The organism is Oceanicola sp. 502str15 (assembly GCF_024105635.1).
Lineage (GTDB): Bacteria > Pseudomonadota > Alphaproteobacteria > Rhodobacterales > Rhodobacteraceae > Vannielia.
The window spans coordinates 4,043,136-4,057,734 of record NZ_WYDQ01000001.1 but is presented as its reverse complement, the minus strand read 5'-3'; the positions used below and the strand labels follow the sequence as shown (position 1 = coordinate 4,057,734).

Below are 14,599 nucleotides of genomic sequence, written 5' to 3'. Positions count from 1 at the left end.
ACGAGTCTAGCCTGCGTGCGAAGGCGCTTCCATAGGCTCAGGCGAGGGTCAGCACAAGCGGGCAATGGTCAGAAACCTCGGGGGAGTGGAGCACGTCGAAGCCCGCGACGGCGAGGCCCTCGCTGACCATCATGTAATCGGCAAAGCGCTCCGGCTTGGGGTAGAGGCTGTTGCGGGTGCCGGGGTGGCCGCCCTCGCGCACCAGCTCGCGGGGGGCGAGGCGGGAGAGCATGCGCAGGGTCTCGCTGCCGGGCAACACGTTGAAATCACCGCAGATTGCAACCTCGTCGCCGGGCTGGCGGACGGCCTCGACAAGCCCCGCAAGGCGCTCGGCTTGGGCGGCGCGGGCCGGGGTGTCGGCCTTGCCGGCCTGCGGGTCGCGCAGCCCGTGCATGTGGGCGATGACCACCGCCCCCTCGGGGCGCCAGAGGCGCAGGGCGTGGCCGGTGCGGGAGCGGGGGTGCGCACCGAAGCCGTCGGCACCGAAGGTGCCGTGCACGAAGCCTTGGGCCTGATGCGTCACCGGCAGGCCGCGACGGGTGAGCGTGGCGAGGCCCCATTGGCTCCAGACCTGGGTATCGCCGTGCCAGAGCGGGCCGCGGGCAGCGGGGCAGAAGGTGATGTCATGGCGCGGAAGGGCGGCGGCGAGGTCGGCCAGCATATCGGCCCGTTGGGGCAGGTTGCGGCCATCATCGCGGTAATCGAGCCAGGGCGCGGGCGCAGCTGGAACATGGACAACCTCTTGAATACACAGGATATCCGGGTCGTCCTGCGCCAGCCATTCAGAGAGTTCGGCGTGCATCCGCCCGCCCCAGGCGTTGAGGCAGGTGAGGCGCATCAGCCCTGCAACCGGTCCAGCAGGGCCCGCGCGGCCTCGTGCTCGGCGAGCTTCTTGCGGCGCGCCTTGCCCATGGCCTCCTCGCCGTTGGTGAGCACGGCGGCGATGTGGAAGATGAACTCGTGGCCATCTCCCTCCTGCTTGCGCAGTTCATAGGCGGGCGGCGGCAGGCCGCGCGCCTGCGCCCATTCCTGCAGCGCGGTCTTGGCATCCTTGGCGTCCGCCTCCACCGCGGCAACCCGTTTGCCCCAGTGACGCAACACCACCGCGCGCGCAGCGTCGAAACCGGCATCGCGGTAGACGGCGGCAATCACCGCCTCCATCGCATCGCCCAGCAGCGCCTCCTTGCGGCGCCCGCCCGACTGCATCTCGGAGCGGCCGAGCTTGAGAACCTCGCCCACCCCGATCTCGCGGGCGACCTCGGCGCAGGTCTCCTTGTTGACCAGCACGTGGAAGCGGGGCGAAAGCTGGCCCTCTGCGGCGGCGGGATCAGCCTCCATAAGTGCTTCGGCCACCACGAGGCCAAGCACCCGGTCGCCCAGAAACTCCAGCCGCTGGTTGTTGGCCTGCCCCGCCGTGGAAAACGACGGGTGGGTCAGCGCCCGCAGCAGGAGCGCGGGCTGGGCAAACTGGTGCCCGAGTCGCACCGCGAAGGCTTGAACCTCTGCCGAGGGCTTCATTCGATCTGCATCCCGTATCTATCACTGCGCCAGTTACCAAAATCATAAAGCCACGATCCGGCCGCGGAAAACAGCACCCGGTCAGCATGTCCGCGAATGTTGGAAACCGGCACCATTCCGATGCCCCCGGCCTGCGGGGGCAGGCGGCTGTCGGCGCTGTTGTCGCGGTTGTCGCCCATCACGAACACATGCCCCTCGGGCACGGTGGCTTCGGGCGTGGTATCGAGCGGGCCGGCATCGGAGATGTTCAGCACCAGATGACTGCGCCCCTCGGGAAAAACCTCTCGGAGCAGGGACTTGCGACAGGTTTTGCCCTGCCCGACGGGATCGTTGGCGCAGCGCGGCAGCACGCTCTGCGGGCCCTGGGGCGCCATGATCTCTTCAAACTCGCCCAGCGGCTCCTGCACCAGCGCCACCCCGTTCAGCACCGGAACGCCACCCTGCATGGCGATGGTGTCGCCGCCCAGCGCGATGACGCGTTTCACGTAATCGGCGCCGTTGACGGGATGGCGGAACACCACCACGTCACCGCGTGCGAGGGGCCGGGGGAGGCGCTCGTTGACGAAGAAGTAATCGCCCACCAGAAGCGTGGGTTTCATGGACCCGGCGGGGATGTAGAACGGTGCCCAGATCAGGCGGAGGGCAAGGGCGAGGGCCGGGAGGCCGAGCACGACGGCAACGCCCAACCCGAGGAAAAACCAGTAGAAAACCCGCCGCAAAGGCTCACTCGATCTTCTTGAAGAAGCGGTCGCTGCGCCATGTCCAGAAGTAGAAGAGCGAGCGGCCGGCCGAGGAGAACATGACCCGGTCGACGCGGCCGATGAGGTTTTCGAAGGGCACGTAGCCGACCCCGCCGAGCTGCTGGGAGACGCGGCTGTCCTGGCTGTTGTCGCGGTTGTCGCCCATGAAGAAGTACATGCCCTCGGGCACGTTGTAGACGTTGGTTTCGTCCTGATGCCGGTTGGGGAAATACTCGACGTTCAGGGTATCGTAGCTGCGGCCTTCGAGGTCGGTTTCGATGAGGCGCTGCTTTTCGCAGGTGCCGCCCTGGCCGACGGGGGCGTTGGAGCAGGCGGGCTCGGTGCCCTGGCTGCCCTGGGGCGCCTTGATCTCGGTGAAAAGGCCGCCGTCTTCCTGCTTGTAGGGGGTGCCGTTGACGATGAGCTGGCCCTTCGTCACTTGAATGCGGTCGCCCGGCATCCCTATGAGACGCTTGACGAAATCGGCCCCCGACACCGGATGACGGAACACCACCACATCGCCGCGCTCGGGCTCTCCGGCCCAGATCCGGCCCGAGATGGGGCAGGCGGAAAACGGGCAGGAGTGGCGGGAGTAGCCGTAGGCCATTTTATTGACGAAGAGGAAATCTCCGATCAGCAGCGTGTCCTTCATCGAACCGGTCGGAATCCAGAACGGCTGGAACAACAGGGTGCGGAAGACCCCGGCGATGATGAGGGCCCAGAAGATCGTTTTGATCGTCTCCATAAACCCGTCGCCGGCTTTGGTTTTTTCGGCCATTTGGCTTCCTCGCCTGTCTCTGCGCTCGCGCAGCTACATGGCGGGGGGGCGCGGGCGTGTCAAGGCGCGGCGACCCCACCGCACGGAAGGGTTAAGACGGGTGTTAACCACGAAAAAGCGAATGTCACATCCCGTGCACAACCCGTACACAACCTGTGCATACATTTTTTGACATAGAGGGAGGGCCGTAACCTTCCCTACCCCACCGCGCGGATCGGCAGGGCCTCGATCAGCACGAAGGCCTGCGCCCAGGGATGATCGTCGGTCAGGGTGACGTGGATCACCGCCTCGTGGCCCGGCGGGGTCATCGAGGCGAGGCGCTCGGCGGCCCAGCCCGTGACCTCCATCACCGGCTGGCCGGTGTGCAGGTTGCGCACCGACATGTCCTTCCAGGCGATGCCCATGCGCAGCCCGGTGCCGAGCGCCTTGGAGCAGGCCTCCTTGGCGGCCCAGCGCTTGGCATAGGTGCCCGGCGTGTCGGCCCGGCGCTCGGCCTTGGCCTGTTCGAGCGGGGTGAAGACGCGGTTGCGGAAGCGGTCACCGAAGCGCTCCAGCGTGCCGGCGATGCGCTCGATGTTGGCGAGGTCGGTGCCGATGCCGAGGATCATTCGTTGCCGAGCTGCTGGGTCACGCCGATTTCGCCGGTGGACTGGTTGAGGGTGATCGTCAGCAGGGTGGAATTGACGAAGTTCTTTTCGGGCAGCCAGATCATGGCGGGCAGCGTGAGGGTGAGGCCGGTGGCCGGGTCGTAGCCCGCTTCGAGCAGGTCGAACTGCACCCCGGCCCAGCCCGAGCGGCCGTCGCGGGAGAGCACCTTGCACTGGCGCCCGCCGACCTCGTCGTAGGGCGGCGAGAGGATCATCAGGTGATAGGGGGCGGCGGCGGGCTCGATGGTGTCGAGCAGCACGAGGCGGACCTCGCCATTGGCGAAGGTGCGGGTGCTGGCTTCCCAGGGTTCGGGGATGTTGCGGGCATCGGTGCGGAAATCGCCACAGTCGGAGAGCTCCTGCGCGCGGGCCGGCATGGTGGCGGCGAGGCAGAGGGCCGCGCCGAGGAGAAGGGGGGCGAGGCGACGGGTCATTTGTGGGCTCCTTCCGCGCCCAGTGCCTTGAGTTGCGACTTGGCGCCCATGCCGAAGAAGAAGCGGTTGGCGAGGAAGACCACGCCGAGCAGCACCACGAAGACCACGGCGACGATGCCGAGGAGCTGGGGTTCGCGCAGTTCGGGCATCACGAGGAGGACGCCGAGGAGGACCACCGCGTTGATGGCGGCGACAACGAGGGTCATCCGCAGGGCGCCGGCCCATGCCTCGCCGCCCGGCAGCGGGGCGCGGGTGGTGCGGGCGTAGGCCTGGCCCTCGATGAGGGCGGCGAGCATGGGTGGCAGGGCGGTGGAGAGGCCGGAGGGGGCGGAGACGCCGAGGAAGGCCTCGAGCGCCCAGAGCAGCGCGGCGAGCGCGACGGCTGCGGCGATGTAGACGCCGGCGTATCGCAACAGGTTGATCCGCATCGCTTGTGTCTCCGTCTGGACCCTTTGGGCGGAGAGTCTAGCGGCAGGGGCGCGGCAGGGGAAGGTCGGCCAGCTCGCGGAGCGACATGGCGCGGATGGCCGGGTGGGCGAGCGGATCTGCCGGGTCGGGCGCGCGGCGGGTGGGGGTGAAGAGGGTTTTGAGCAGGGTGAGCATTGCTTGCCTCCTTTCAGATGGGCTGAATATAGCCCGTCGCATGGCGCTCATGGATTGCTCTTGTTGTGAACTGCCTTATAGTTTTGCTATATGGCCGATCTCTCCGACATACCGCTCAACGCGCTGCGGGCCGCCGAGGCCGTGGCGCGGCTTGGCTCGCTCTCCAGGGCGGGCGCGGCGCTTGGGGTTTCGCCCGGGGCGGTGAGCCAGCAGGTGGCGCGGGCCGAGGCGGCGCTGGGGCGGGCGCTGTTCGAGAGGCGTCCGGGCGGGATGGTGGCGCTGGAGGAGACGGGCGAGGTCTTTGCCAACCTTGCCGAGGGCTTTGCCCGGCTGGGACAGGCGGTGGAGGCGGCGCGGCGGGACCGGGCGCATGTGCTGACGGTCTCGGTTGCGCCGATCTTTGCCGCGCGATTCCTGATCTGGCGGCTGGCGGATTTTACCCGGGCGCACCCGGAGATTCAGGTGCGGATCGACTCCTCGGTGGGGCTGGTGGATTTTGCCGCCTCCGACATCGACCTTGCGGTGCGGATCGGCCCCGGCGGCTACCGGGGCGTGGCCTGCGAAAAGCTGTTCGACCAGCGAATCGTGCCGGTGTGCTCGGCCGATCTGGCGGCGGGGATCACCGGGCCGGAGGGGTTTGCGGAGCGGCCCATTATCCGCGACAGCAGCGCGATGTTCGGCTGGGGCGACTGGCTGGGGGCGGAGACGGTGGCGCTGGGGGCGGGGCCGGAATTTTCGGACGCCTCGCTCTGCTTTGATGCGGCGATGGCGGGGCAAGGGGTGTTTCTGGCCTTCGAGGTGCTGGCGCATGATCCGCTGAAGCGGGGGCAGGTTGTGGCGCCGGTGCCGCGCTGGGAGAAGACGGCGCATGCCTATTGGCTGCTGCACGCAGAGGGGCGGAGCCTGAGCAACCCTGCGAGGCTGTTTCGGCGGTGGCTGCGCGGCGCGGTGGCGGCGGAGGGGCTGGGGGGAGGTGCGCCATGAAGGCGCAGCCTACAGGTAGCCCAGCCTAGGCGCGGGCCTCGTCCATCAGGCGGCGCATTTCGTGGATCGCGGGGGTGAGGCCACGGAAGATGGCTTCGCCGATGATGAAGTGGCCGATGTTCAGCTCGGCCAGTTCGGGGAAGGCGGCGACGGGCTTCACGGTGTCGTAGGTCAGGCCGTGGCCAGCGTGGACCTCGAGCCCGAGAGAGGCGGCGAAGGCGGACATCTCGCGCAGCCGTTCGAGTTCGGCATCGCGCTCGTCGAGGCGGCCCTCGGCGTGCGCGTCGCAATAGGCGCCGGTGTGCAGTTCGACGACGGCGGCGCCGATGCGGTGGGCGGCCTCGATCTGGCGGGCATCGGCGGCGATGAAGATCGACACGCGGCAGCCCGCCTCGGCCAGCGGGGCGATGAAATGGGCGAGCTTGTTCTCTTCCCGCGCAACTTCCAGACCGCCCTCAGTGGTGCGCTCCTCGCGCTTTTCGGGAACGATGCAGACGGCGTGGGGCTTGTGGCGCAGGGCGATGGCCTGCATTTCCTCGGTGGCGGCCATCTCGAAGTTGAGCGGCACGGTGAGCGCGCCCATCAGCGCCTCGATATCGGCGTCCGAGATATGGCGGCGGTCTTCACGCAGGTGGGCGGTGATGCCGTCGGCCCCGGCCTCCTCGGCCAGCCTGGCGGCGCGCAGCGGGTCGGGATAGGCCGAGCCGCGGGCGTTGCGGACGGTGGCGACGTGGTCGATGTTGACGCCGAGGCGGAGTTGGTTGGTCATCTGCGGGCCCTCTCTTGGCGCGGACCTTAGGGCGGGTTTTGCCGGGTTGGAAGGGGCGCCGGGCAGCGCCGTTTCGCCCTACTCGCCCGCGACCTCGCTCTCCTGCTTCTGCCGCTTGGCGGCGATCTCTTGCAGCTTGGCCTTGAGCTGGCCCTTGCGGCGCTGCTGGTAGGCGGTGAGCAGGGGGACGGAGACGTAGTAGCAGATCGTGGCGCAGATGATCCCGGGGATGATGCCGCCGACGAGGTAGGGCAGGAACACATCGTCGAAGAAGCCCGCGAGCTTGCCCCAGTGGGCCTTGTCGGGGGTGAAGATGGCGATGAAGTTGTTCCACAGGTCCGACATGGCGCCGGAGAACGCCTTCATCAGCCCGTGGCTGTCATCCGGCCTCGGGCCGCGCCCGAAGACCGGGCGGGTGCCCAGCATGGCGTGGCCGAGCTTCAGCGACAGGGCGGCGATGATCGGGAAGGTGATGGGGTTGCCGAAGAAGGTGCCGAGGATGGCGGCGAGGATGTTGCCGCGCATGACCTTGGCGACGATGAAGGCCGAGAGGAAGTGGAGCCCGTAGAAGGGCGTGAAGCTGACGAAGACCCCGGCCCAGATGCCCCGGGCGATGCGGTTGGGCGCATCGGGGAGGCGGCGGAGCCGATGGCGGACGTATTGCGCTGCCCGATACCAGCCGCCACGCGGGTAGAAGAACTCGAGCACGATTCGTGCCCAGCTTCGTCTGTCCCTGCGCCTGAATACCAAGCTCGTTCCCCTGCTCTGCGGCCCCTGCGCGGGGCCGCTGGTTCATGGTTTGCGGTCTGTGTTCTTTACCCGAGCGATCTCGGCCACGTCGCTGTCGGCTTCGAGTGCGGTCTGCACCATGTGCAGGTGCTCCACGTCACGCAAGTCCACATCTATCAGCAGACGATAAAAATCCTGTTTCCTGTCGATGAAGTGAAGATCCGAGATATTGGCCTTCTGCTCGCCGATCAGGGTGCAGATGCGGCCGAGGATGCCTGCGTCGTTGGAGATGGTCAGCTCGATGGTCACGGTGTTGACCACGCCGTGCTGGCCGGAGTGCCATTGCAGGTCGACCCAGCGCTCGGGCTCTTCCTCGAACTCGCCCAGCACCGGGCAGTCGATGGCATGGACCATCACGCCCTTGCCCCGATAGGTGATGCCCACGATCCGCTCGCCGGGCACCGGCTGGCAGCATTGGGCACGGGTCGAGATCTGGCCCTCGGGCAGGCCGACCACGGAGCGGGCCTCGTCGACCACCTCGCCCCGGTGGGCCTCGGCCAGGTCAGGGTAGAGGGTGGAGACGACATCGCGGGCGGTCAGCTCGGCGGAGCCGAGGCGGGCCAGCAGCTCTTCGTGGCTCAGGAGGCCGAGATTGCGGGCCGCGGTGGTCAGCGCCTTCTCGGTGGCCTTCTTGCCGACATGCTCGAAGGCCACCCGCGCAAGCTCGCGGCCGAGCTTGATGAAGCGCTCGCGGTCTTCCTCGCGGAGCGAGCGGCGGATCGCCGACTTGGCCCGCCCCGTGACCACGATGTCGAGCCAGGTCGGCTGCGGCCTCTGGCCCTCGGCGGTGATGATCTCGACCTGCTGGCCGTTCTTCAGCCGGGTCCAGAGCGGCACCCGCAGCCCGTCGATCTTGGCCCCGACGCAGCTGTCGCCGATGCGGGTGTGGATGCCGTAGGCGTAGTCGATCGGCGTGGCCCCGCGCGGCAGCTTGATCACGTCGCCCTTGGGGGTGAAGCAGAACACCTGGTCCTGATACATCTCGAGCTTCACGTGCTCGAGAAACTCGTCGTGGTCCTCGACGTCGAGCCTGTCGGTCAGCGAGCGGATCCAGAGGGCGGGATCGACGGCAAAGGGGTTTTCGGCGCGCACGCCGTCGCGGTAGCTCCAGTGCGCGGCCACCCCGGCCTCTGCGACCTCGTGCATCTGGCGGGTGCGGATCTGCACCTCGACCTGCTTGCCGTCACGCCCGGCGACGGTGGTGTGGATCGAGCGGTAGCCGTTGTTCTTGGGGGCGGAGATGTAATCCTTGAAGCGGCCGGGCACCGCCGTCCAGCGGGCGTGGATCGCGCCGAGGATGCGGTAGCAGTCCTCCTCGGAGCCGACGATGACGCGGAAGCCGTAGATATCGGCCAGACGGGAAAAGCTCTTCTGCTTTTCCTGCATCTTGCGCCAGACGGAAAACGGCTTTTTGGCGCGGCCATAGACCTCGCCCTTGATGCTGGATTTCTTCAGCACCTTCTGGATGTCGCGGGTGATGCTGTCGATCACGTCGCCGCTCTCGCGCTGGAGCAGGATGAAGCGGCGAATGATGGAGTTGCGGGCCTCGGGGTTGAGCACCTTGAAGGAGAGGTCTTCGAGCTCCTCGCGCATCCACTGCATGCCCATGCGCCCGGCCAGGGGCGCGAAGATGTCCATGGTCTCCCGGGCCTTCTGGGCCTGCTTCTCGGGGCGCTGGAACTTGATGGTGCGCATGTTGTGCAGGCGGTCGGCCAGCTTGACCAGCAGCACGCGGGGGTCGCGGCTGACGGCCATGATGAGCTTGCGGAAGTTCTCGGCCTGCTTGGTTTCGGAGGACGACAGCTGGAGGTTGGTCAGCTTGGTGACGCCATCGACCAGCTCGGCCACCTCGCGCCCGAACAGCTCGACCACATCGCCGTAGCTGGCCTTGGTATCCTCGACCGTATCGTGCAGCAGGGCAGTGATGATGGTGTCGTCGTCGAGCAGCTGGCGGGCGAGAAGCTCGGCCACGGCGACGGGATGGGTGAAGTAGGCCTCGCCCGACTGGCGGAGCTGGCCGTCATGCATCCGGGCACCGAAGGCAAAGGCCTTGGCGATCCGCTCGGCGTCGCAGTTGGGGTTGTAGGAAGAAACGAGGGCGACGAGACCGTCGGAGTCCATGCCAGTCGCCCTTGCTTTCGTTTACTTCTGTTCCTGGGCTTCCATCAGGGCGCGGAGGAGCTTTTCTTCCGACATGTCGTCGTCGGCGGGCTTGTCCTGCTCGGCACCCATGAGAAGGGCCATCGCGTCATCTTCGGGCTCGTCGACCTCGATCTGGGTCTGGTAGCTCTCGATCATGCGCTCGCGCAGATCCTCGGCCTGCTGGGTCTCTTCCGCGATCTCGCGCAGGGAGACGACCGGGTTCTTGTCGTTGTCGCGGTCGATGGTGATGTCGCCACCCGCGGCGATCTCACGGGCCCGGTGCGCGGCGAGCATGACGAGCTCGAAGCGGTTGGGGACTTTATCTACGCAATCTTCAACGGTGACGCGGGCCATGGATGTCTCCTGCAGGGAGGGGTTGGGCGGTGAAGGCCGGTATGTAGCGGGGGTGGTGCGGGTTGGCAAGGGGTCCAACCCAGGTTTTGCTGGGGTGGGGGCCGGTTTTTCAGGGGGTTGCGGCGTTATGACGACTCTGTGAGGGGGAGCGGTTTGACGGCGGCGCGCTCGGCCTCCGGCAGGGCGGCGGCCATTTGAGCCACGGAGCGCCCGGTGACCGGGTGGCACCAGTCGGGCGCGACATCGAGCAGGGGCACCAGCACGAAGGCGCGCTCGGCCAGGCGGGGATGGGGCAGGATCAGCTCTGCGGGGGTTTCGCGCGCCGCGCTGACCGGCGAGAGCCGCGCCCAGCGCCGCCATGTCGGCCGGTCGGGGCGCACCGCCTCGCCCCAGCCGATCAGGTCGAGGTCGAGCGTGCGCGGCCCCCAGCGCCTGTCGCGGACCCGGCCGTGATCTGCCTCAATCTTGTGCAGATGGGCCAGAACCGCTTCGGGAGAGAGCGTTGTTTCCGCCACAACCGCAGCGTTTATGAAGTCTGGCCCCGCCCCCGCCGGAAATGCAGGGGTCTCAAAGAGGCGGCTTTTTGCCAAAATGGTTAACGATTCGGTGTTTGCGGCGGAAATCGCGGAAAGCACCGTTACATTTGAAGAACCGACGTGTGATGGGGCGTTTGACCCGACGGCAAAGAGTGCTTTTGTAACCATGATATGACATTTGGAGGGTTGCGACCCGGCTTTTTAACACTATTTTCCGCTACGCTCACGGGGATAGATCACTCTTACCCCACTTCCACCACCACCACTCAGGGAGCCGTGAGCCTACTAGAAAGGGTATTTGATGTTCTACCGTGATGAGCGCCTCGCTCTGTTTATTGACGGCTCCAATTTATACGCCGCCGCCAAAGCCCTTGGCTTTGACATCGACTACAAGCTGCTGCGGCAGGAATTCATGCGCCGGGGCAAGCTGCTTCGGGCGTTCTACTACACCGCTCTTCTGGAGAACGACGAGTATTCCCCGATCCGCCCGCTGGTGGACTGGCTGCACTACAACGGCTTCTCGATGGTGACGAAGCCGGCCAAGGAATATGTCGACAGCCAGGGCCGCCGGAAGGTGAAGGGCAACATGGACATCGAGCTGACCGTCGACGCGATGGAGCTTGCCCCCCATATCGACCACGTGGTGCTGTTTTCCGGCGATGGCGACTTTCGCCCGCTGGTGGAGAGCCTGCAACGGCAGGGGGTTCGGGTTTCGGTGGTGTCGACCATTCGCAGCCAGCCGCCGATGATCGCCGATGAGCTGCGCCGGCAGGCCGACAACTTCATCGAGCTGGACGAGCTGAAAGACGTGATCGGCCGCCCGCCGCGCGAGCCGCGCCCCGAGCCTGCGGGCGCCGAGGAGCTTTCGTCGCGCGATTGACGGGGTGGTGGGCAGATTGCCCCACCCTACGGTTTGAGGCCCGCCCGTTGTGGCGGGCCTTTTCAGTTCTGGCCGGCCTCGAACTGGGCGTTCATGCCGTTGTGCGCCTCGATCAGCTCGGGCGGCCAGGTGCTTTTGATGAAGGCGAGGGTGGCGAGGATCTCGTCGTCGCTCAGCACGCCTTCGAAGGCGGCCATGTTGCTTTGGTAGCCCTGCCCCACCACGGCCTCGGTGCCGAACTTGGTGATGGCGAAGAGCATGGCGTCGGGGTGGTGCCAGGTGTGGCCGGTCTCGTCATGGGGCGGGGCGGGCATGAACCCGTCGGCGTCGCGTTCGCGCCAGTTGGCCACCTGCCCCTCCAGCGCCGCGCCGTGGCAGGCGGCGCAGTTTTCGGCGTAGAGGGTCTGGCCGAGGGCGAGGGCCTCGGGGTCGGTGTAGGGCAGAAGGCCGGTGGTGCCTTCGGCCTGGCCGGGCCATGCGAGCCAGAGGCTGGCGAGGGCGGCGGTGCAGGCAAGGGCGATGAGCGGGGTTTTCATGGTATGACTCCTCTTTGGCCGATGTTCTGGCAGGTTCCAGCAGGGGGAAGGCAAGCCCTGCGACGATCACGCCCGCGTCAATTGGCGACGCTTTACCTCGCCCGCGCGGCGCACTACTTCTGGAACCATGGAAAAACCGCCCCTCACCCTCCTCCTTGCCGCCCCGCGCGGGTTTTGCGCCGGTGTCGACCGGGCGATCAAGATCGTCGAGATGGCGCTGGAGAAATGGGGCGCTCCGGTTTTCGTGCGCCATGAGATCGTGCACAACAAATACGTGGTGGACGGGCTACGCGAGAAGGGTGCGGTGTTCGTGGAGGAGCTGGAGGAGTGCCCGGATGACCGTCCGGTGATCTTCTCGGCCCATGGGGTGCCCAAGGCTGTGCCCGCCGAGGCGGCCAAGCGCGAGATGATCTTTGTGGATGCCACCTGCCCGCTGGTCAGCAAGGTGCATATCGAGGCCGAGCGCCATGCCGAGAATGGGCTTCAGATGGTGATGATCGGCCATGCGGGCCACCCCGAGACGGTGGGCACCATGGGGCAGCTGCCCGAGGGCGAGGTGCTGCTGGTGGAGGTGCCCGAGGATGTGGCGGGGCTTGAGGTGCGCGATCCGGAGAAGCTGGCCTTCGTGACCCAGACCACGCTTTCGGTGGACGACACCGCCGAGATCGTTGCCGCCCTGAAGGCGCGGTTTCCGGCCATCGTGGGGCCGCATAAGGAAGACATCTGCTATGCCACCACCAACCGTCAGGAGGCGGTGAAGGCGATTGCCCCGCGCGTCGAGGCGCTGCTGGTGGTGGGCGCGCCGAACTCGTCGAACTCGCGGCGGCTGGTGGAAGTGGCGAGCCGGGCGGGCTGCGGCTATGCGCAGCTTGTGCAGCGGGCGAGCGACATTGACTGGCGGGCGCTTGGCGAGATCGGCACGGTCGGCGTGACCGCCGGGGCGAGCGCGCCGGAGGTGCTGATCGAAGAGGTGATCGACGCCTTCCGCGCGCGCTACGAGGTGAGCGTCGAGATGGTGGAAACCGCGCAGGAGCGGGTCGAGTTCAAGGTGCCGAGGGTGCTGCGCGAGCCGGCCTGAGATTTGCGCTTTGCAGGGCCTGCACGATGGGGCAGGCTCCCTGTTGTGCGAGGATTGACCAAAATAGCTGATGGCCGGGCGTGGCTGAGGGCGGCGGCAGCGGCCCTTGCCTCATTCGTGGCCTTGCTCTCCCCTGCCGGGGCGACCACGCCCCCTGCCCCGCCGCTGGCCTATTACGGGCAGGACAACGGCAGCCTGCCGCCGCCCCACCGGCGCAGCTTCAGCGCCGACATTCGCACCGATGGCACCGCCACGATCCGCAGGTGCCGGGGCTATGGTGAGGACGCATGCGTGGAAGAGGTCATCACCCTGCCCGATGGCGCCATGAAAGCGATCATTGCGGCGGTGCGCGACTCCGGCCTTGCCGCCACCCCAGCCCGAAAGAATGACCGCCCGCCGATTGGCGGCAAAGGGGACTGGGGGCGGGTCTGGCTAAACGGGGAGGAGCTGGCGCTGCCCCGCTCTCCCGATCCGGCGGATGCGGCGCGGGTGCGCGCGGTGCTGGACACCATCAAAGGCGCGATCCCCGAGCAGGCCCGCGCCCGGCTGCGTGACGCCCTTGCAGCCTTGCCCAAGGAGTAGCCCGATGAGTTTTGCCTTCCTTCTCACCACCTTTCTTGTCTGCCTCGCGCCGGGGATCGGCGTGGTTTACACGCTGTCGATGACGCTGGGCGGGGGCTGGCGGGCCGGAGGGCTGGCGGTGATCGGCTGCACGCTGGCGACGGTGGTGCATCTGGCCGCCGCGATGGCCGGGCTGGCCGCAGTGCTGCACAGCTCGGCGTTGCTGTTTCAGGCGATAAAATGGGCGGGCGTGGCCTATCTGCTGTGGATGGCCTGGGGCACGCTGCGGGGCAAGAGCACGCTGGATGTGAAGGCCGAGAGCCCCGGCGCGGCACTGAGGATCGTGCGGCGGGGGATCACGCTGAACATCCTGAACCCGAAGATCCCGATTTTCTTCGTGGCCTTCCTGCCGCAGTTCATCACCCCGGGCGAGGGCGCGACGGTGCAGCTGGTGCAGCTTGGCCTTGCCTTCGTGGGCATGACCTTTGCCGTCTTCGCGCTATACGCGGCGCTGGCGGGCACCATGCGGGCGCGGGTGCTGGCGAGCGAGCGGGCGATGGCATGGCTGCGCCGCGCCTTCGCCGCGAGCTTTGCCGCGCTGGGGCTGAAGCTGGCGATGGAGCGGGCATGAGGCCGGAAGACACCCTCGCGATCTATGATGCGCGGGTCGAGGATTATGTGGCCATGGGGGCGGCGCTGAAGGAGCGGCCCGATCTGGATGCCTTCATGGCGCGGCTGCCCGAGGGCGCCCATGTGCTGGACCTCGGCTGCGGCCCCGGATTTTCGGCGGCGCTGATGGTGGCGCGGGGCTTTGCCGTTGATGCGGTGGACGGCTCTGCCGGGATGGTGGCGCGGGCCTGCGCGCAGCCCGGGGTGCAGGCGCGGCAGGCCCGGTTCGAGGAGATCACCGGGGCGGCGCTTTACGATGGGGTCTGGGCGAATTTCTCGCTGCTGCATGCCCCGCGCGGCGAATTTCCGGAGCATCTTGCCCGGCTGCACCGCGCCCTGAAGCCCGGCGGCTGGCTGCACCTCGGCATGAAGCTGGGCGAGGGCGAGGGGCCGGACAGCATCGGGCGGTTCTACAGCTATTACAGCGAGGCCGAACTGGAGGGGTTGCTGGCGGGCGCGGGGTTTGAGATCGCCGGGCGGCGGGTGTCGCGGGGCAAGGGGCTTTCGGGCGATGCCTCGGAGTTCATCGTGCTGCATGCGCAGGCCATTCCCGAAGGCCCGACAAAGGGTTAACCTCGCCG

Annotated in this window: 20 protein-coding genes; 6 read left to right on the top strand and 14 right to left on the bottom strand. The window is 67.3% G+C overall.

Annotated features, from left to right (window positions below; translation table 11 throughout):
• Positions 1-37: 37 nt before the first annotated feature.
• From GTH22_RS19940 to GTH22_RS19905, 8 genes are all read right to left on the bottom strand, one after another.
• Entirely contained in the window at positions 38-838 is an 801-nt protein-coding gene (locus tag GTH22_RS19940) for an endonuclease/exonuclease/phosphatase family protein (RefSeq protein ID WP_252947337.1), read from the bottom strand.
• Positions 838-1,518 (bottom strand): ribonuclease III, encoded by a 681-nt coding sequence (gene rnc, locus GTH22_RS19935; protein WP_252947336.1) that lies wholly within the window; start codon positions 1,516-1,518, stop codon positions 838-840. The genes GTH22_RS19940 and rnc overlap by 1 nt, the downstream gene beginning before the upstream one ends.
• Positions 1,515-2,237, bottom strand: a complete 723-nt coding sequence (gene lepB / locus GTH22_RS19930) for a signal peptidase I (RefSeq protein ID WP_371928375.1) — start codon at positions 2,235-2,237, stop codon at positions 1,515-1,517. Before lepB (GTH22_RS19930) ends, rnc begins: the two co-directional genes overlap by 4 nt.
• 4 nt (positions 2,238-2,241) lie before the next feature.
• Entirely contained in the window at positions 2,242-3,036 is a 795-nt protein-coding gene (lepB, locus tag GTH22_RS19925) for a signal peptidase I (protein WP_252947335.1), read from the bottom strand.
• A gap of 197 nt (positions 3,037-3,233) precedes the next feature.
• Complete coding sequence (gene acpS, locus GTH22_RS19920; RefSeq protein WP_252947334.1) at positions 3,234-3,644, bottom strand: holo-ACP synthase; 411 nt, start codon at positions 3,642-3,644, stop codon at positions 3,234-3,236.
• Positions 3,641-4,117, bottom strand: a complete 477-nt coding sequence (locus tag GTH22_RS19915) for a hypothetical protein (protein WP_252947333.1) — start codon at positions 4,115-4,117, stop codon at positions 3,641-3,643. The genes acpS and GTH22_RS19915 overlap by 4 nt, the downstream gene beginning before the upstream one ends.
• Positions 4,114-4,545: an ABZJ_00895 family protein gene (locus GTH22_RS19910; RefSeq protein ID WP_252947332.1), complete on the bottom strand. Its 432-nt coding sequence runs from the start codon at positions 4,543-4,545 to the stop codon at positions 4,114-4,116. Before GTH22_RS19910 ends, GTH22_RS19915 begins: the two co-directional genes overlap by 4 nt.
• A 37-nt stretch (positions 4,546-4,582) precedes the next feature.
• The gene (locus GTH22_RS19905) at positions 4,583-4,720 is read right to left on the bottom strand and encodes a hypothetical protein (RefSeq protein ID WP_252947331.1); all 138 of its coding nucleotides are present in this window, start codon (positions 4,718-4,720) and stop codon (positions 4,583-4,585) included.
• A 90-nt stretch (positions 4,721-4,810) separates the two neighbouring features.
• Between GTH22_RS19905 and GTH22_RS19900 the strand changes: the two genes are divergently transcribed.
• Positions 4,811-5,704 carry a LysR substrate-binding domain-containing protein gene (locus tag GTH22_RS19900; protein ID WP_252947330.1) on the top strand — a complete coding sequence of 298 codons (894 nt, stop codon included), beginning with the start codon at positions 4,811-4,813 and terminating at the stop codon, positions 5,702-5,704.
• 25 nt (positions 5,705-5,729) lie between these two features.
• Here the strand turns inward: GTH22_RS19900 and GTH22_RS19895 are convergent, their stop codons facing one another.
• From GTH22_RS19895 to folK, 5 genes are all read right to left on the bottom strand, one after another.
• Positions 5,730-6,473, bottom strand: a complete 744-nt coding sequence (locus GTH22_RS19895; protein ID WP_252947329.1) for a pyridoxine 5'-phosphate synthase — start codon at positions 6,471-6,473, stop codon at positions 5,730-5,732.
• Between the two features lie 78 nt (positions 6,474-6,551).
• Positions 6,552-7,181, bottom strand: coding sequence for a DUF2062 domain-containing protein (locus GTH22_RS19890; protein WP_371928374.1), 630 nt, complete (start codon positions 7,179-7,181; stop codon positions 6,552-6,554).
• An 84-nt stretch (positions 7,182-7,265) separates the two neighbouring features.
• Positions 7,266-9,383: a bifunctional (p)ppGpp synthetase/guanosine-3',5'-bis(diphosphate) 3'-pyrophosphohydrolase gene (locus tag GTH22_RS19885; protein WP_252947327.1), complete on the bottom strand. Its 2,118-nt coding sequence runs from the start codon at positions 9,381-9,383 to the stop codon at positions 7,266-7,268.
• Between the two features lie 21 nt (positions 9,384-9,404).
• Positions 9,405-9,758 carry a DNA-directed RNA polymerase subunit omega gene (gene rpoZ, locus GTH22_RS19880; protein ID WP_252947326.1) on the bottom strand — a complete coding sequence of 118 codons (354 nt, stop codon included), beginning with the start codon at positions 9,756-9,758 and terminating at the stop codon, positions 9,405-9,407.
• 125 nt (positions 9,759-9,883) lie between these two features.
• Positions 9,884-10,462 carry a 2-amino-4-hydroxy-6-hydroxymethyldihydropteridine diphosphokinase gene (folK, locus tag GTH22_RS19875; protein ID WP_252947325.1) on the bottom strand — a complete coding sequence of 193 codons (579 nt, stop codon included), beginning with the start codon at positions 10,460-10,462 and terminating at the stop codon, positions 9,884-9,886.
• A 133-nt stretch (positions 10,463-10,595) separates the two neighbouring features.
• Here folK and GTH22_RS19870 point away from each other — a divergent pair, with 133 nt between their 5' ends.
• On the top strand, positions 10,596-11,174 hold the full coding sequence (locus GTH22_RS19870) for an NYN domain-containing protein (RefSeq protein WP_252947324.1): 579 nt from the start codon (positions 10,596-10,598) through the stop codon (positions 11,172-11,174).
• Between the two features lie 62 nt (positions 11,175-11,236).
• Here GTH22_RS19870 and GTH22_RS19865 read toward each other — a convergent pair whose 3' ends face one another.
• Positions 11,237-11,710, bottom strand: a complete 474-nt coding sequence (locus tag GTH22_RS19865; RefSeq protein WP_252947323.1) for a cytochrome c — start codon at positions 11,708-11,710, stop codon at positions 11,237-11,239.
• A 127-nt stretch (positions 11,711-11,837) separates the two neighbouring features.
• Here GTH22_RS19865 and ispH point away from each other — a divergent pair, with 127 nt between their 5' ends.
• From ispH to GTH22_RS19845, 4 genes are all read left to right on the top strand, one after another.
• Positions 11,838-12,788, top strand: a complete 951-nt coding sequence (gene ispH / locus GTH22_RS19860; protein WP_252947322.1) for a 4-hydroxy-3-methylbut-2-enyl diphosphate reductase — start codon at positions 11,838-11,840, stop codon at positions 12,786-12,788.
• 117 nt (positions 12,789-12,905) lie between these two features.
• Complete coding sequence (locus GTH22_RS19855; RefSeq protein WP_252947321.1) at positions 12,906-13,370, top strand: hypothetical protein; 465 nt, start codon at positions 12,906-12,908, stop codon at positions 13,368-13,370.
• A gap of 4 nt (positions 13,371-13,374) precedes the next feature.
• Positions 13,375-13,980 carry a LysE family translocator gene (locus GTH22_RS19850; RefSeq protein ID WP_252947320.1) on the top strand — a complete coding sequence of 202 codons (606 nt, stop codon included), beginning with the start codon at positions 13,375-13,377 and terminating at the stop codon, positions 13,978-13,980.
• A complete protein-coding gene (locus tag GTH22_RS19845; RefSeq protein WP_252947319.1) occupies positions 13,977-14,591 on the top strand; it encodes a trans-aconitate 2-methyltransferase in 615 nt (204 codons plus the stop codon). The genes GTH22_RS19850 and GTH22_RS19845 overlap by 4 nt, the downstream gene beginning before the upstream one ends.
• Positions 14,592-14,599 lie beyond the last annotated feature (8 nt).